Raw genomic sequence first — 16,743 nt, forward strand, 5'->3', positions numbered from 1 at the left:
CTTATTTGCTTAGATATGACTTAATACTAATACAGCTGAAATTATTGCAGATGCTGGAATTGTAATAAGCCAGGAAAAGAAAATTTTCTTGATGATCCGCCAATGCGGTCCAGCAATTCCATTAATTAAGCCAACCCCAGTAATTGCACCCGTAACAGTATGGGTGGTTGAGATAGGAATACCACATTGAGTTGCTATAAAAAGTGAAATAGCGGCGCCCGTTTCTGCAGCTGAGCCCTTCATTGGGTCGAGTTTTGTTATTTTAGTTCCCATAGTATGGACGATACGCCATCCTCCCGCCAGGGTTCCAAGACTAATTGCGGCCTGGCATGAGATAACTACCCAAAATGGAACATAAAAAGGGCCTTCAATCCATGCAGCGGAAAACAGTATTATAGAAACAATACCCATTGTTTTTTGTCCATCATTACTGCCATGGGTTAAGCTAAGCAATGCGGATGAACACAATTGGAAGATTTTAAATAGCTTGAACTCAGTTTTTTTTCCATTATGTAAAAATTTATTAAAAAAATAAATAATAAACAGTGCAATGAGCAGTCCAAGAACTGGCGAAATAAAAATCCCTCCAATCACTTTAACAAAACCTGGAATTTTAAGCGATGAAAAGCCGCCTTTGGCGATTGCAGCACCTGCTAACCCACCAATCAGTGCATGTGACGAACTGGATGGAAGCCCGTAATACCAGGTAGCAAGATTCCAAAATATAGCGCCGATCAATGCGGCTAAAATAAAATGCGGATCGACAATATCTGAATCAATCAGGCCGCTACCAATGGTGTGTGCAACAGTGAGATTGAATACTAAGAATGAGATGAAATTGAAAAAAGCCGCCCACACTACGGCTTGTTTTGGGGTTAAAACCTTAGTTGTGACAATAGTGGCTATAGAGTTCGCTGCATCATGGAAACCGTTGATAAAGTCAAAGATATAGGCAACCAAGATAACAAAAAGTGTAAACAAAATGGCTGAGTCCATACTAATAGCTCCTTTTGCCATGATTTTGTAGTCTGGACGAAGCGTAGCGAACTCAGGAGTCCTACCTCAACTTTGGATTCTGCTTTGTTTCATTAGACTACTATATATAATAACTACTTTTAGTCATTAATTTAGATACAACACGCATTAATTGTTTAACAATATAAGGAAGCTCTATCGCTCCAGCGTTCAAAGCTGTAGTCGCATGTTGTTCTTCATCTTCTTTCATTTTCATAAGAATTGCATGTGATTTTTTATCTTTTGTCGGCAATTTTTTTAAATGACGATGCAAATGGCGAGCGACTTGCCGTTCCGTTTCGGCAACAAATCCCAAGCTGACTTTGTCCCCAGCTAAGCCTGCAAGTGATCCTAATATAATCGAGCCGCCATACCATAAAGGATTTAATACGCTGGGCTTTGAACCCAGTTCAGCCAATCGCTCTTCGCACCAGGCTAAATGATCTGTTTCTTCAGCCGCCGCATCGCTCATTTGCTTTTTAATATGGGTTAATTGCGCTGTTAAGGCCTGACCTTGGTAAAGTGCTTGGGCACAGACTTCTCCTGCATGATTGACCCGCATGAGTCCTGCCACATGTTTTTTTTCTTGAGTGGACAAATCCGTTTCAGCAAATGATTCTGCGGGAGATGAGCGAGTGCTCGTCCGCTGTGCAGGGGGAAATAAGGTACGCAGGGCATTATCTATTTCGGAGATGAGTGTATCAAGCGTGTTCATGGGGGATGCAATATCTTGTTATCAAAGCTAGACGTCTATAGTAGCTTGATTATACTTATGATTGAAGCCATCGCCGGGATTTTTCTTGGTAGAGGGAAGCTTTTTTCCAAAATGCTGGTCTAACATGCTGCTTCTTTCTTTTTCAGCAGTTGATTTTACTCCAGTAAAGTCATTTTCAAGATCCTTTTGAATGGTTGGGCCTTTCGAATCACTCAAAAGGTTGCTTACATTACTTCCTGCTGCAGGGGTGACGCTGAGCTCATGGTGCTCTTCAGACTGACTCTCCTCTGGATAAATTATTTTTCTGCCGACCTGATGCAGGATACCTAATAATAATGTCCCGGTAATAAAGGAGAGCATTGCACCCGTAGCAGCAGGAATCGATATAGCTATTAAAGAGAATAACTGGGCGAAAGGATAGGCTAATGTACTCAGCACGGTCAATGCGCTTGGTCCCATAGAGGGTATAAGAGCTGCTGCCAGTGGTGGGGCAAAGAAGATAAGAGCGGCGATTGCTCCCCCAATAAAGAGCACTGAGGCCAAAGCACTGAGCCACCCTAAAGCAGGATGGATTTTCTGAGCATCCTTAAAACTGACTATGGGTGAAGTAATCGTTCGGATCAGATAGCATGCGCCCTTAAGTAGTCCTTGCAGACCTATTGTTGTAAGCAGTAAAAGACTTCGTATATGTTGGGTTATTCCATTAGTGGGTGTCCAAGCGAGTAAGCTATTTTTTAAAAAAGAGGATGTTTCGCTGAGTAGATTGAGTGGCAACTCAATGACTAGTGACAATAAATTAGTTAATGGAGTAGTAATAAATTTCAGAGTCAGGAAATAGGCTATTTTAGAGGCGTTTGGCTTTGAGGGCCACCCCATAAAGTAATGCCCAAAATGATATGTATCTTTTTCACGTTCTTGAGTAAGAGGCAAAAAGGTATCTTGCCAAGCCTTTTTCAAATAGAGAAAAAAGGACTTATGCTCCTGCGGATTTTTATTTTCCCGAAATAAGCGGGTTAAGTTATTAATTGGAAGATAGCCTGGCATGCTTACTCTTAATTAGTTTGTATAGTTATAGAGAGATTGCCGTTTTTAAATGCAAACTGCCAGTTATTATATATTCTGACCAATATTAAGGCAATATTAAGTAATTAGTGGTTGGAGGGTACTATCTTGAATGACGGTCAGAGTCTGGATTCCCACGGACAAGCTGCGGGATCTACACAGGGATCTTATGCATCTCATCGCGTGATATAAAATCAAAAAGCCTACGTTCCGCGCTTTATGCGCGGAATCCAGTTCCAGTTGTCATGCAAGATCGTACATAAAGCAAAGAAAGAAGACAAAAAGTGGTTTTATATTAGACACGCTTACACCTATATAGTTTATACGATTTAGTGCGTCTCTAAGTTGGATCCTGTTGAAGCCAATTTTGTAGTGCTGCAACTGTCTCTTGATGTACGTGGAAAAGTTGCTGATAAAGTGCAGTAGGGTATAGTTCGGGATTGTTTTGAAAATGTTTTTCTAAGGCTTCACATGCATGGCGCATTCTTAGGGTGCCGCAATAAAGGGCACTGCTTTTCATTTTATGTGTTAACTTATGAATTTCAATCAGATCTTGTTTTTCCCAAGCCTGGGCTGTTTTTAGTAAATCCTTAGTATTTTCTTCGATAAGGAGATGCAGCATTTTTTTGAGAGTTTTTTCCGATCCCAGATTATTGATTCCGTAAGTACTATCAAATAATGGATACTCATTAAACAGGTGAATAGGCTCAGCCTTTGCGGCGGGTAAATCGTGGATTTGTAATTTGGAGGTACTGTATCGAGCCAGTAATGCCTGCAACATGCTGCTTCGAAGAGGTTTGGTAATCACTTGATTTATCCCTGCCCGTACACATTCATTTTCAACATCAGTTACCGCATGAGCTGTTAAACAAATGATTGGGGTAGGTGTAAGATTCTGCCTTTGTTCATACTGACGAAATTGTTTTGCTAATTGTATTCCAGTGGTATCAGGTAGGCCAATGTCACTTAAGATCCAATCAAAGGTATGTGATTGAAATAACTCCATTGCTCTAACCCCTGTTGATGCAGATAAAAATCGGATACCAAGCTGCTGTAAAAGATTTTCTATCATCTTTAAAGCGATCGCATTATCTTCAATAAGCAGCACAAGAGGTGAATTATGTGTTTTTTCTAAAGTCAGTTCCTCAGGAAGAAGAGACGTTGACTCCTGGTGCGTCACAGGTTTTTCTACACAATGTACGGGAATGGTTAGGGTAAATGTGGTGCCTGTATGTGCTGTAGAGTCGACACGAATCTTGCCTTTTAAAAGCTGGGTATAACGCTTCACAATATGTAATCCCACGCCATGACCTGAATAAATCCCTTGATGTGAAGGGGTTGCCCTATAAAAACGTTTGAAGATTTTGTCTTTATCCTTAGGTCTAATTCCAGGGCCGGTATCTTTGACAAAAAATTCCAGGAACATTTTTCCATGGGGATGCGATTTGGGTCTAACTCCAATTTCAATAAACCCTTTTTCAGTAAATTTAACTGCATTACCTAAAAGGTTTAATAAAATTCGATGAAGTTTTACGGTATCCGTAGTTATCCATTCAGGTGTAGTGCAGTCAATACTAATTAATAAATCCAATTTTTTCAAAGCGATAGTTGGAAGTTCCAGATCGGCAATACTGCGAATCAAATCATGGACATTGCAGGCTGTTTCATTGATTATGTTTTCTTGTTGACTCCCAGCGGCGATAATATCGAGCACTCCGTTAAGCAGTGCCAAGAGTTGTTCCCCGCTTATATTGATCATATGCGCGTATTCTTTTTCTTGAATGTTTTGAACTTCCCGTTCAAGAATGTTGGACATGCCAATAATGCCACTTAAAGGAGTACGAATATCATGACTCATATTTCGGATGAATTCATCTTTGGCGAGGTTCGCTGCTTCGGCTTTTTCTTTAGCCTCTTTGAGCTCGGATTCAATTTTTTTTAGATAAGTAATGTTAATCGTATTGCCTAGAATGCCAATAATTTTTCCTGATTTATCCAGCAAAGGTCTTTTAGTCGAAAGCAAAACCACTTCTTCACCTGATGGCAAAAGAGTTATTTCTTCTCGTGATAATTCAACATTTTTTTCAATCACTTCAAGGTCATTCGCTCGATAAACATCAGCGGTTTTCTTGCCAAATAGTTCATAATCTGTTTTACCAAGAACTTCGCGCTCATCACATTTATTAATAAATTTCATATGATGCAGACTTTGAACACAGCGTTGATTCATTCCAGACCAAACACCTTTTAGATCTTTCCAATAGACATCTCCAGGCAAGACATCAAGCAGATTTTTTAATTGAGTGTATTGTGCTTCCAGCTGATTCATTTTATTTTGTAACGTATTAATTGTTGTTTCTAAATCGGCTATCATGTTCGCTGTATTGGAAGTTTCATTTTTTGCCATTTTTTTCCATAATAAATTAAAATTCTTGATTTAGTGTATGTTGAACGCCCAAAAAACATGAATTATCCTGTATTTTCAGGCTTGGTCAATCGTGGCCATAGGCACAAAAACCAAAGAGATACTCTTTTATTTTTAAGCATAGCATAGGGTCTGTTTGTAGACCTCAGATAGATATAGGATTTTTATTGAATTAGTTGCACTTATAATCGATATCATGTTTTATTTGCATTCTGTTATAATGCATGAAATTGAGTATTTGGTAATACCATGTTAACTCCTGATGGACATTGCGCTAAAAAAATTGAAAAAGTAATGCTGTTAGCATTATGGGCAAATACTCTAAGGGATGAAATTCACGCACAAGGTTTAACCGAAACAAAAAAATTGATATTTGCCGGTCTTGGAAAGCCAACCTATCCTATTAATTCAAGTACCATTGCTTCTTATCTTGCATATTGGCAAAAATTAGATGATTTAACTAAAAAATGGAAAGTTGATCCCCACCAGGTTGAAGAGGATATTGCCATTGATTATGGAGACCCTCGAGGTGACTATGCGCCGCGGGAATTAATGGCTGATATTATGTCACGTTGGTATGAGACAGAAATTAAAGCGGAAAACATATTGTTTACTGTGGGGGGTATTGGGGCTTTGCGGGTATTATTTGAAACTTTTAATACTCATTTTGAAGATGTACCAGGATATCGAATTATTACCCCTTTTCCTTATTACAGCGTGTATTCCAACAACTCATTGCATTGTTTGCATCCGATTCATGTGATGAACAAGCCCGGATATAAACTTACGGCGCAAGCAACGGAAGAGAGTATTAAAGAGGCCTATACTTTAGCTGAGGTGGATCATGGCTGGCCCAAAGCCATATTAATTTGCAATCCATCCAATCCCTTGGGCAACATTATTGATGAAGGCGAATTAATAAAGATTGCTGAGGTTTTGCGTCAGTATCCTGATTTGTACATCATTTTTGATGAAGCGTATACCGAGATGAGTTTTTCAGATACGCCTTCTTTTTTAAAGATTGCTCCTGATCTCAAAGAGCGAGTAATTGTTTTACGCTCAGCAACCAAAGCTTTGTCTGCAGCGGGTGAGAGAATGGCTGTACTTTTAGTGTTTGACTCAAGTTTGATGAATGAAATGCTGAATAAAAATATAAGTTATTTCATTCATGCACCGCGATCAGCGCAAGCCGCCTATGCACAAACTATGGCGAATTTTGGAGCCGAAGAAAAAAATAATATAGCGCTCTTCTATAAGAAAAAAGTAGATTATGTGGTTGCACGCTTAAAAAACATGGGTGCAGCAATGCCGGACCCCTTATATCGTGTAGAAGCTACTTTTTATGTGCTTGCTGATTTTAGTGATATGTTCGGTTTGTCTCTACCCAACGAAGCCGCGAGAGTTTTGCAGAAAACTGGTATTGTGGAGACGGATGAAGATCTTGCATATTATTTGTTGTTTAAGGACCACCTGATGGTTACCCCATTATCATATTTTGGTTTGTCAAAACATGATGGTTTTATGCGCATTACATGTAGTGGTCGAGAAAATGAGCTACGCGATCTAATGGATAGGCTTGAGAGAAGGTTATTTGAATCAAGAAAAAATATAAAAAACTTTTTCCTAGAAAGCATTGCTCAAAGGCTTCCTGAATTAAAAAAAATAGATGCCCATATGTTTGAGCTTATCGGCCAAAAACTTCAAGCAGGAGCTAAGGAAGAAGATACATGTTTGAATTTAAAGTCAAAAAACCAATCACTAAGAAAGATTAATGATACGATCATCGATTTTTTTGCAATCATGGAATCGGATGTAGGCTGAACTGAACAGCATTAGGTATCGTCAGTTTTTTGATTTAGAAACCCCCACTAATTTTTTCGTCTACGTACCGCGCTTAATTTTCTCGCCTACGTACCGCGCTTTATGCGCGGTATCCAGGGGATCTTGCACTAGAAATGCTCCGCGGCATCTTAAAATATCGTTCTGGATACCGCGCATAAAGCGCGGTATGTAGGGAAATCTAAGTGGTACATAGAGAAATTTAAAATGAAAAAGTGACGATCCATCCGATAACAGACATTCACATGCATGGTTTTCCACATGTTGGCCATGTGACAAAATAAATCGGCGGTATCGTCAGTTTTTGGACGAGAAACCGCCACTAATTTTTTCGCTTGCGTATCGCGCTTAATTTTCTCGCCTACGTACCGCGCTTTATGCGCGGTATCCAGGGGATCTTGCTCTAGAAATGCTCCGCGGCATCTTAAAATATTGTTCTGGATACCGCGCATAAAGCGCGGTACGTAGAGGAGTTTAAGCGGTACATAGAGAAATTTAAAATGAAAAAGTGACGCTTCCTCAGATAACAGACCCTAAGTATTCACATGCATGGTTTTCCACATGTTGGCGATGTGACAAAATAAATCGGCGGTATCGTCAGTTTTTGGATGAGAAACCGCCACTAATTTTTTCGCTTGCGTATCGCGCTTAATTTTCTCGCCTACGTACCGCGCTTTATGCGCGGTATCCAGGGATTTTGCTCTAGAAATGTTCCGCGGTATCTTAACATATCGTTCTGGATACCGCGCATAAAGCGCGGTACGTAGAGGAGTTTAAGCGGTACGTAGTGAAATTTAAGCAGTACGTAGTGAAATTTGAAATGAAAAACTGACGATACCTCAGGTCAAAATGCCCCAACCTTGTGTCTTGGATTTTTTGAACTCAACCTACGAAGAGGTTAACCCTGAATGAATTGTTTGATCGTGAGCGTTAACCGACTAACTAATTCATCAATTTCTTCTTCATTAATAATCAGGGGTGGTAACAGCCTTACCACAGTGTCCGCAGTAACATTAAAGAGTACCCCATTCGAAAGACCCACTAAGCGCGCATCGTTAGCAGGCCGATCCAATTCAATACCAATCATGTAACCCTTTCCACGAATTCCTTTTACACCAGGATGTTCGCCGAGATTTTTGATTAACTTCTCCATTAATAGAGCACTATTCTTTGTGACTTTTTCACAAATTTTGTCGCGTTCTATAACTTCCAATACAGTTAAAGCCGTAGCGCAAGCCAGAGGATTGCCGCCAAAAGTTGATCCATGATTTCCAGGTTTAAATAAATCGGTCGCCCTTTTACTCATCAGGCAAGCCCCTATAGGGACGCCATTACCCAAACCTTTAGCTGTAGTAACGATATCAGGCTGAATGTCATAATGCATATAGGTAAAAAGTTTTCCTGTACGGCCGTTTCCGGTTTGGATTTCATCCAAGATGAGCATCCAGTCATGTTGTTCACAAAGTTTGGTCAGGGAACGAAGATAACTTTCTTCTGCTGCATGAATTCCACCCTCGCCCTGAATGGGTTCAAGCATAATCGCAACCACATCTTCTCTATTTGCTGCAATAGTATAGATGGCATCCAAATCATTAAATGGAGCGCGGATGAACCCTGGCACCAACGGTTCGTATCCCGCTTGTACTTTTCGACTTCCTGATGCGGTTAGAGTTGCCATAGTACGGCCATGAAAGGCCCTTTCCATAACAATAATTGAAGGAGTTTCAATTCCTTTTTTATGACCAAAAAGACGGGTCAACTTAATTGCTGCTTCATTGGCTTCAGCGCCTGAATTCGCAAAAAAGGCCTGCTCCATACCCGCCATGGCTGTCAATTTTTCAGCAAGTAATTCTTGTTGTTTGATATGAAAGGTATTTGATGTATGGATTAGCTTGGCTGCTTGTTGTTGTATGGTTTTTGTCACATCCGGATGAGCATGTCCTAATCCACATACTGCTATCCCACTTAAACCATCAAGATAGGCCTTGCCCTGCTCGTCATACAACCAAATTCCTTCTCCATGTGTAAAAGTTATTGGCATAGGATTATAACTGGTAATTAAAGCCATAATGTTTTCCTTAAAACTGAAGGATCTCCACTCAAAAAATATCTCTCCTTTTAATGGAGAGACAGGTGTGGCCACATTATAGCCATAACTTTCTTTGCTACGCTATATGAGCGGAGAAATCCTCAGTAAAAAAGAATTATTTTATTTCATATTGCTGGTTACAAAATCCCAGTTTACCAATTTCCAAAATGCAGTGAGATAGTCAGGGCGTGCATTACGATAATCAATATAATAAGCATGCTCCCATACATCACAAGTCAATAGTGCGTTTAAGCCTTCAGTCATTGGAGTACCCGCATTGCTGGTGCTGATTATTTTTAAAGCACCAGCATTATCCTGAACAAGCCAGGCCCAACCTGAGCCAAAAGTAGATATTGCCGTTTGTGTAAATTGTTCTTTAAATTCAGTAAATGATCCAAAATGTTTGTTAATTGCGTCAGCTAATTTTCCTTTGGGCTCGCCACCACCATTAGGACTTAGGCAGTGCCAGTAAAAAGTATGATTCCAAACTTGGGCGGCATTATTAAACATTCCGCCTTTTGATTTTTTAATAATTTCTTCCAGTTCCATGGATTCAAATTCGGTTCCAGGAAGTAATTTATTTAAATTGTTCACATAAGTCTGATGATGCTTGCCATAATGATACTCTAGTGTTTCACTAGAAATGTGGGGTTCTAACGCATTTTTAGCATACGGTAACTCAGGCAATGTAAATGTCATCCTAATCTCCTATTATTTATTCTGTTTATTTTATTCTGTGGACTAAGTTTAGCAGGAAGGACATGATATTCAATGAAGATTAATCATAATTCTCATACCAAGAAAGCAATTCTGCTTATAGAACACGGGATCATTGCAATAAAAATTCATGTTTGTACTTAGGAGAATAGTATTTTAGCTAATTTTTTGAGTATTATTAGATCAAATGGGACATTCATTGGCTTTTAGGCTAAGATCTGTTAATCTATTGTGCTAAAAATTTATTGGTTGCGGGCTTTACAGGTTTTCGCGATAATGAGTAATAATCAATTTATTATTTTAAGGTGTGTGAGTGGATACTTTAGAAAAAATTAAAAAGCAAATAGCGGAAAATGCCATTCTGCTTTATATGAAAGGTACGCCAAAGATGCCGCAATGCGGGTTTTCAGCGCGTGCAGTGCAATGCATAGAATCTTGTGGCGTAGATTTTGCCTACGTAGATGTTCTAGCTAATCCTGATATTCGCCAAACATTACCCCAATATTCTGATTGGCCTACTTTTCCGCAACTCTATGTGAAAGGAGAGTTAATCGGTGGTTCTGATATCATTGCTGAATTATTCCAGCAAGGTGAGTTAGAAACAATGCTGCGTGATGCGATTGCCGCATAATATAATGAGTTAATATCATAATAATAACTATAATGATGGAGATCATAGAATGAGTGTATTAGTGGGACGAAAAGCCCCTGATTTTACCGTTGCAGCTGTTATGCCAAATGGTGAGATTATGGATAAGTTTAATTTACACGAGCACATAAAAGGTAAATATGGTCTCGTATTTTTTTATCCTCTAGATTTTACTTTTGTATGCCCTTCTGAGTTGATCGCTTTAGATCACCGTATTGATGAATTCAAAAGTCGTAACGTGGAAGTGGTTACTGTTTCTATTGATTCACACTTTACACACAATGCTTACAGAAATACTCCAATTAATAAAGGCGGTATTGGTCCTGTTCGATACACAATGACGGCCGATATGACTCATAGTATTTGTCAATCCTATGGAGTCGAGCATCCAGCTGCAGGTGTTGCATTCCGTGGCGCATTCATCATTGATACTAATGGAATAGTTCGTTCACAAATCGTTAATGACTTGCCTATAGGTCGTAACATAGACGAAATTTTAAGAATCATTGATGCAGTTCAGCACTTTGAAGAAAATGGCGAAGTTTGTCCTGCTGGTTGGGAAAAAGGTAAGGCGGGAATGAAGGCATCTACAGAAGGTGTTGCTGCTTACCTTACAGAACACTCTGACGCATTGTAAAATTCGTATCTGCTCAGAGGACGTGTTTGAATCTTTGAACGCCTACTAAAATTTATCCCGGGCATCGTGAAGCATAGTCCGGGACATTTCTACTGTTTATCTGAATTCTCTTGCCTAAGCCAGGGTCTGCATATATTTCGCTCGCTTGAGTCAAACTGTCCGGATTTTGAGGAACGATGCGCAGCATACACGTTGTATGAGAGCATCGGAATACAGAAAAAGCAGGACAATTTGGCCAGGATAGTAGAAAGAAAACAAACCCTGCGGTATCGTCAGTTTTTGGATGAGAAACCGCCACTAATTTTTTCGCCTGCGTATCGCGCTTAATTTTCTCGCCTACGTACCGCGCTTTATGCGCGGTATCCAGGGGATCTTGCTCTAGAAATGCTCCGCGACATCTTAAAATATTGTTCTGGATACCGCGCATAAAGCGCGGTACGTAGGGAAATCTAAGCGGTACGTAGGGAAATCTAAAATGAAAAACTCACGATCCCTCAGATAAACAGAAACCCTAAGTATTCGCATGCATGGTTTTCCACATGTTGGCCATGTGACAAAATAAATCGGCGGTTTTTTCAGCGTCATAAATGGCGGAATGTGCTTCCTGAGCATTAAAAGGAATTCCTGCTGCTTGCGCTGCTTTGGCTAATACGGTTTGCCCATAAATAAATCCGCCCAATGTTGCTGTATCAAAGCAGGTAAACGCGTGAAATGGGGACTTGATTCCGGTTCGTTTAATTGCTTCTTTAATAAACAGTAAATCAAACCATGCATTATGGCCTACCAAAACAGCACGCTGACATTGAGTTTTTTTAAGTGCAGCAAAAATGGGATGAAACAAATTTTCTAAAGCATTTTTTTCATCTAAAGCAAAGCGCAGCGGCTGGTACGGATCAATTTGATTGAACTCGAGAGACTTTTGATCCAGCTCAGCTCCAGGGAAAGGCAAAATATGTTCGAAATGACTTTCTCCGCGATAAAGATTGCCTTGTTTATCCATAAAAATTAATACTATACACATCTCTAATAATGCATTTTTATAAGGATCAATGCCGGCAGTTTCTACATCGACTACTACAGGTAAAAAACCACGAAATCGTTCTCTTAAATTCATGTAAAATAAATTATCGGGCGGGCTCATGAACGCTCCATTGAATGATTTCGCCTGCGGCGATTGGAACAACTTGATTAGTGCCTAACGGCAGAGAGTCAGGTATCGTTTGTGGGGATTTAATTAATTCCATGTGTTGCTGATTGATGGGTAGTTGATAGAATTCCGCACCAAAATGACTAAGAAAATGGTTGAGTTGTTTTAATTGATTCAATTCATCAAATACTTGTGTATATAAAGCGAGAGCAAATGGTGCAGAATAAATTCCTGCACAGCCACAGGCACTTTCTTTAGTATTTATGATATGAGGCGCGCTATCTGTTCCAGCAAAAAACTTTGGATTACCGCTGCAAGCAGCATTTTGTAATGCTTTTTGATCCTTTTCATGTTTTAGAATAGGCAGACAATAATAATGAGGTCTCAGGCCGCCAACGAGTAATTTATTTCGATTATACAATAAATGGTGAGGGGTAATCGTTGCCGCAACTGTTGCAGGGGCTTCTGTAACATATTCGACTGCAGATTGTGTCGATATATGTTCAAGGACTATTCTTAGCTTGGGAAAATTCGTGACGATTGGTTTTAAATACTCATCAATAAATAGGGATTCGCGTTCAAAAATATCACTATGAGTCACTTCTCCATGTATTTGGAGTACTAGATTATTATCTTGTAATGCTTCAAAGAGAGGATAAAGATCTTTAAGAGATTTTGCGCCAGCTTCAGAGTTGGTTGTTGCGCCGGCCGGATAAAGTTTTGCTCCGAGAATGTAAGAAGTATTTGTTGCCTGATGTAATTCTTCGGCGTTTACGGAATCATTCAGGTAAAAAGTCATATAGGGTTCAAAAGTACTGCCTTTGGGCAGTGCAGCTAGAATCCTATTTCTGTACTCATTAATGGATGCCAATGTTGTTAGTGCGGGTTTAAGATTCGGCATCACTAATGCACGCGCAAAATGTTGCGCACTGTCAGCCACTGTATGTTGTAACATCTCATTATCCCTAAGATGGACATGCCAATCATCAGGGCGATTAATCATTAGCGTTTGCATAATAAAGATTCCTGCATTTTTGCCGATAACTAAGAATAACATGAAATAAGTCGCAGGAATGAATAAAAGATGGCATTTGTGGATCACAAAGGACAATTTATAGCATGTATTGCATTGAGTGCGGTACTGACAATGGACACAGGATACACAATGACCCAAGTTCATTTTGCAAATCCATTGGGCGCAAAAGGATGGCGCGTAAGCCGTAACCTAATTCGTTGTGGACTATCACTAACCATTCCTAATTATGGCATCGCATATTTCGAACAGTATGCAGCAAAACCACCTCATTTTATTTTACGTACATGGGATGAGGTACAACGATTTTTACCTGCAAAAATTATTATAAAAACTCCCAACTGGAAAGCAGAAAAGCCTCCTATTCTATTAGGCCAACTCATGGTCAAGCCAGGGGAATATGGGGTTTTTCTAAGACGAGATGGCGCTTTAAAATTACTTACTTTTCTATCACAAGGCTATGAACCAAGTTTCATTTATCGTGGGGAAACAGGATTTAATACAATGGTTTCATTGTCACCGGTTGGTTTTCAAAAACCTTATTCTCGCTATCAAGAATGTATTGGAAGTTTATTACCATTTGGTTATGAACAAGTTAGAGAAAGTATATTTCATTATAAAGAAGATAGCAGAGAATTGACTGATGAAGATAAAAAACAATTACGTCGTATTGCTCGATATGTGGATGCAGATCCTCAAATACAAGAAATACGTGTCATAGGTTATGCTGATGCAAATGGTCGCAAAGGCTATAACAATGCGATATCTGAAGAAAGGGCACGAACCGTTCAAAAATATTTACTAAGTCTAGGCGTACCTGAAGAAAAACTCTCTGTAACCTGGGTCGGCGAGCTTTATCCTGTTGCTAGAAACGATACTGATCTAGGTCGGGCAGCAAATCGAAGAGTTGTCATTACATTAATAAAAAGATAAAGAGCATGATTACCTCAATGGAAGCGTTCTACGGCTCATTAAGTCGTAAACGAAGTTTCGATATATTAGCTGCAAGTTTTAATAGAAATTTTATAGAGGAGGTTATGCTTACTCTTCTAAAGAAAAGTACTTGCAAATCGGATTTTTACACGCCTAAATCAAAAGAATTACCACCCTGCTCAAAAAAGATATTCTTCGTACAAAAAAGACATATCTAATTGAAAAATATTAATTTTTTTTTGCAAAATTTCTTGACTTATTCTATTCCACTGCTAATACTCACACTGTTGCATGCATCGACCCTGAAGCGACGAAGGCATGCTAATGACAACTCCTAGTAGAGAGTTATCAATTAAAGAGGAACTAATAATAATTTATGCGGAGACATAAGCATGTTAAGTTTAAAGAAAACAACTTTGGCAATTTTAGCTTTAGGCAGCAGTGCAGTATTCGCTGGTACCATGGGTCCAGTTTGCACTCCAGGTAACGTCACTGTTCCTTGCCCAGCTACCGGATGGAATATCGGCGGACAAGCATTAATTTTACAAACAATGACCGATAACGATGTTTCATTGAATATCGCTACTACTCCAACAGGTGTTGCGATTAACACTGAGCTGGATGCGCAATGGAACTGGGGATTCCAGATTGAAGGTTCTTACCATTTCAATACTGGAAACGACATCAATGTGAATTGGTATCACTTGGATACAGGTTGGAACAATCATACATTCGTTCCTTCTTTTGATCCAGACACATTAATTGGTTTTGGTAACAAAAACAGATGGGATGCAGTGAACGGTGAGCTCGGTCAATTTGTTGACTTCAGTGCGAACAAGAAAATCCGTTTCCACGGCGGTTTCCAATTTGCTAGCATCAAGAGAAGTGTTCATGCGTTTGCAACAGACTTCGATGCCGGTATCCCCGACTTTACAGTTGGATTCAATGGCAGCACTGAGTACAACGGATTTGGTCCACGTACTGGTATTGACATGAACTACGTATTTGGCAACGGCTTTGGAATTTATGCTAAAGCAGCTGCTGCAGTATTAGTTGGTTCGCAAAAGCATGGTTACGGTGTTGATTTCGTTGACACCAATGGCGATGGTGATGTTCCTTTTGGCATCTTTACTGTTGATGTTAGTGGAAGCAGAACATCAGTCGTTCCAGAATTAGAAGCTAAGTTAGGTGCTAGCTATGCTTATCCGATAGCGCAAGGTGACTTAATTCTGGATGCAGGATACATGTGGTTTGACTATATCCATGCGTTGAACACAACTGTATTGCCAGTAACTTCAACTGATTTTGCTGCTGCTGGTCCTTACTTTGGTCTGAAGTATATAGGAAACATTTAATTCGCTATCATTTTAAAAATTTAATCAATACTGTTGACTTTACAAGGGTCAGGTAAGATAATTGAGCAAGGTACGCTCTCGGTATAGAGCGAATATGCGTACCGTTGCTCAATTTAAAATTGGTAACGAACGGAAATAATAATAAAAAGTGGAGATAAGCATGTTAAATTTGAAAAAAACAGCGTTAGCTGTTCTTGCTTTAGGTAGCAGTGCAGTATTCGCTGGTACCATGGGTCCAGTTTGCACCCCAGGTAACGTCACTGTTCCTTGCCCAGCTACCGGATGGAATATCGGCGGACAAGCATTAATTTTACAAACAATGACCGATAACGATATTTCATTAAACGTCGGTACTACTCCAACAGGTGTTGCGATTAACACTGAACTGGACGCGCAATGGAACTGGGGATTCCAGATTGAAGGTTCTTACCATTTCAATACCGGAAACGACATTACTCTGACTTGGTATCACTTGGATACAGGTTGGAACAATCATACATTCGTTCCTTCTTTTGATCCAGACACATTAATTGGTTTTGGTAACAAAAACAGATGGGATGCAGTGAACGGTGAATTCGGTCAATATGTTGACTTCAGCGCGAACAAGAAAATCCGTTTCCACGGCGGTTTCCAATTTGCTAGCATCAAGAGAAGTGTTCATGCGTTTGCAACAGACTTCGATGCCGGTATCCCTGACTTTACAGTTGGATTCAATGGCAGCACTCAGTACAACGGATTTGGTCCACGTACTGGTATTGACATGAACTACGTATTTGGCAATGGCTTCGGAATTTATGCTAAAGCAGCTGCTGCAGTATTAGTTGGTTCGCAAAAGCATAGCTACGGTGTTGATTTCGTTGACACTGACGGTGATGCTGGTTTTGGTATCTTCACTGTTGATGTTAGTGGAACCAGAACATCAATCGTTCCAGAATTAGAAGCTAAGTTAGGTGCTAGCTATACTTACGCAATGGCGCAAGGTGATTTAACTCTGGATGCTGGATACATGTGGTTTGACTACATCCATGCGTTGAACACAACTGTATTACCAGTAACTTCAACTGACTTTGCTGCTGCTGGTCCTTACTTCGGTCTGAAGTATGTAGGAAATGTTTAATTTCTTAATTG

Annotated in this window: 14 protein-coding genes; 6 read left to right on the forward strand and 8 right to left on the reverse strand. The window is 39.7% G+C overall.

Features of this window, described 5'->3' with window-relative positions:
- Positions 1–9: 9 nt before the first annotated feature.
- The 4 genes from FOLKNPGA_RS00150 to FOLKNPGA_RS00165 form a co-directional block, all read right to left on the reverse strand.
- Positions 10–996 (reverse strand): inorganic phosphate transporter, encoded by a 987-nt coding sequence (locus tag FOLKNPGA_RS00150; RefSeq protein ID WP_182351192.1) that lies wholly within the window; start codon positions 994–996, stop codon positions 10–12.
- A gap of 100 nt (positions 997–1,096) precedes the next feature.
- On the reverse strand, positions 1,097–1,729 hold the full coding sequence (gene coq7 / locus FOLKNPGA_RS00155; RefSeq protein ID WP_182351193.1) for a 2-polyprenyl-3-methyl-6-methoxy-1,4-benzoquinone monooxygenase: 633 nt from the start codon (positions 1,727–1,729) through the stop codon (positions 1,097–1,099).
- 27 nt (positions 1,730–1,756) lie between these two features.
- The gene (locus FOLKNPGA_RS00160; RefSeq protein ID WP_182351194.1) at positions 1,757–2,773 is read right to left on the reverse strand and encodes a hypothetical protein; all 1,017 of its coding nucleotides are present in this window, start codon (positions 2,771–2,773) and stop codon (positions 1,757–1,759) included.
- A 358-nt stretch (positions 2,774–3,131) separates the two neighbouring features.
- The gene (locus FOLKNPGA_RS00165; protein ID WP_182351195.1) at positions 3,132–5,198 is read right to left on the reverse strand and encodes an ATP-binding protein; all 2,067 of its coding nucleotides are present in this window, start codon (positions 5,196–5,198) and stop codon (positions 3,132–3,134) included.
- Between the two features lie 267 nt (positions 5,199–5,465).
- Between FOLKNPGA_RS00165 and FOLKNPGA_RS00170 the strand changes: the two genes are divergently transcribed.
- Positions 5,466–7,037: a pyridoxal phosphate-dependent aminotransferase gene (locus tag FOLKNPGA_RS00170; RefSeq protein ID WP_182351196.1), complete on the forward strand. Its 1,572-nt coding sequence runs from the start codon at positions 5,466–5,468 to the stop codon at positions 7,035–7,037.
- Between the two features lie 916 nt (positions 7,038–7,953).
- Here the strand turns inward: FOLKNPGA_RS00170 and FOLKNPGA_RS00175 are convergent.
- Both FOLKNPGA_RS00175 and sodB read right to left on the reverse strand, forming a co-directional pair.
- Positions 7,954–9,123 (reverse strand): aspartate aminotransferase family protein, encoded by a 1,170-nt coding sequence (locus FOLKNPGA_RS00175; RefSeq protein ID WP_182351197.1) that lies wholly within the window; start codon positions 9,121–9,123, stop codon positions 7,954–7,956.
- 141 nt (positions 9,124–9,264) lie between these two features.
- On the reverse strand, positions 9,265–9,843 hold the full coding sequence (gene sodB / locus FOLKNPGA_RS00180; RefSeq protein WP_182351198.1) for a superoxide dismutase [Fe]: 579 nt from the start codon (positions 9,841–9,843) through the stop codon (positions 9,265–9,267).
- A gap of 331 nt (positions 9,844–10,174) precedes the next feature.
- Here sodB and grxD point away from each other — a divergent pair, with 331 nt between their 5' ends.
- Both grxD and FOLKNPGA_RS00190 read left to right on the forward strand, forming a co-directional pair.
- On the forward strand, positions 10,175–10,492 hold the full coding sequence (grxD, locus tag FOLKNPGA_RS00185) for a Grx4 family monothiol glutaredoxin (protein WP_019232721.1): 318 nt from the start codon (positions 10,175–10,177) through the stop codon (positions 10,490–10,492).
- A gap of 49 nt (positions 10,493–10,541) precedes the next feature.
- Positions 10,542–11,147, forward strand: coding sequence for a peroxiredoxin (locus FOLKNPGA_RS00190; protein ID WP_182351199.1), 606 nt, complete (start codon positions 10,542–10,544; stop codon positions 11,145–11,147).
- Positions 11,148–11,658: 511 nt separating this feature from the next.
- Here FOLKNPGA_RS00190 and rnt read toward each other — a convergent pair.
- Positions 11,659–12,288 (reverse strand): ribonuclease T, encoded by a 630-nt coding sequence (rnt, locus tag FOLKNPGA_RS00195; protein ID WP_182351200.1) that lies wholly within the window; start codon positions 12,286–12,288, stop codon positions 11,659–11,661.
- Entirely contained in the window at positions 12,272–13,309 is a 1,038-nt protein-coding gene (gene pyrC / locus FOLKNPGA_RS00200) for a dihydroorotase (RefSeq protein ID WP_182351201.1), read from the reverse strand. Before pyrC ends, rnt begins: the two co-directional genes overlap by 17 nt.
- 69 nt (positions 13,310–13,378) lie before the next feature.
- Between pyrC and FOLKNPGA_RS00205 the strand changes: the two genes are divergently transcribed.
- From FOLKNPGA_RS00205 to FOLKNPGA_RS00215, 3 genes are all read left to right on the forward strand, one after another.
- Positions 13,379–14,260 carry an OmpA family protein gene (locus tag FOLKNPGA_RS00205; RefSeq protein WP_182351202.1) on the forward strand — a complete coding sequence of 294 codons (882 nt, stop codon included), beginning with the start codon at positions 13,379–13,381 and terminating at the stop codon, positions 14,258–14,260.
- A 392-nt stretch (positions 14,261–14,652) separates the two neighbouring features.
- Positions 14,653–15,615: an Lpg1974 family pore-forming outer membrane protein gene (locus tag FOLKNPGA_RS00210; protein ID WP_182351203.1), complete on the forward strand. Its 963-nt coding sequence runs from the start codon at positions 14,653–14,655 to the stop codon at positions 15,613–15,615.
- A 160-nt stretch (positions 15,616–15,775) separates the two neighbouring features.
- Entirely contained in the window at positions 15,776–16,732 is a 957-nt protein-coding gene (locus FOLKNPGA_RS00215; RefSeq protein ID WP_182351204.1) for an Lpg1974 family pore-forming outer membrane protein, read from the forward strand.
- Positions 16,733–16,743 lie beyond the last annotated feature (11 nt).

This window comes from Legionella sp. PC1000, assembly GCF_014109805.1.
Classification (GTDB): Bacteria; Pseudomonadota; Gammaproteobacteria; order Legionellales; family Legionellaceae; genus Legionella; species Legionella resiliens.

What these genes read in the sequence shown, in the direction of transcription:
- sodB (WP_182351198.1), bottom strand. Translation starts at nt 9,843, where the DNA reads ATGACATTTACATTGCCTGAGTTACCGTATGCTAAAAATGCGTTAGAA.
- FOLKNPGA_RS00160 (WP_182351194.1), bottom strand. Translation starts at nt 2,773, where the DNA reads ATGCCAGGCTATCTTCCAATTAATAACTTAACCCGCTTATTTCGGGAA.
- FOLKNPGA_RS00210 (WP_182351203.1), top strand. Translation starts at nt 14,653, where the DNA reads ATGTTAAGTTTAAAGAAAACAACTTTGGCAATTTTAGCTTTAGGCAGC.
- FOLKNPGA_RS00165 (WP_182351195.1), bottom strand. Translation starts at nt 5,198, where the DNA reads ATGGCAAAAAATGAAACTTCCAATACAGCGAACATGATAGCCGATTTA.
- FOLKNPGA_RS00205 (WP_182351202.1), top strand. Translation starts at nt 13,379, where the DNA reads ATGGCATTTGTGGATCACAAAGGACAATTTATAGCATGTATTGCATTG.
- coq7 (WP_182351193.1), bottom strand. Translation starts at nt 1,729, where the DNA reads ATGAACACGCTTGATACACTCATCTCCGAAATAGATAATGCCCTGCGT.
- FOLKNPGA_RS00150 (WP_182351192.1), bottom strand. Translation starts at nt 996, where the DNA reads ATGGACTCAGCCATTTTGTTTACACTTTTTGTTATCTTGGTTGCCTAT.
- rnt (WP_182351200.1), bottom strand. Translation starts at nt 12,288, where the DNA reads ATGAGCCCGCCCGATAATTTATTTTACATGAATTTAAGAGAACGATTT.
- pyrC (WP_182351201.1), bottom strand. Translation starts at nt 13,309, where the DNA reads ATGCAAACGCTAATGATTAATCGCCCTGATGATTGGCATGTCCATCTT.
- FOLKNPGA_RS00170 (WP_182351196.1), top strand. Translation starts at nt 5,466, where the DNA reads ATGTTAACTCCTGATGGACATTGCGCTAAAAAAATTGAAAAAGTAATG.
- FOLKNPGA_RS00175 (WP_182351197.1), bottom strand. Translation starts at nt 9,123, where the DNA reads ATGGCTTTAATTACCAGTTATAATCCTATGCCAATAACTTTTACACAT.
- FOLKNPGA_RS00215 (WP_182351204.1), top strand. Translation starts at nt 15,776, where the DNA reads ATGTTAAATTTGAAAAAAACAGCGTTAGCTGTTCTTGCTTTAGGTAGC.
- FOLKNPGA_RS00190 (WP_182351199.1), top strand. Translation starts at nt 10,542, where the DNA reads ATGAGTGTATTAGTGGGACGAAAAGCCCCTGATTTTACCGTTGCAGCT.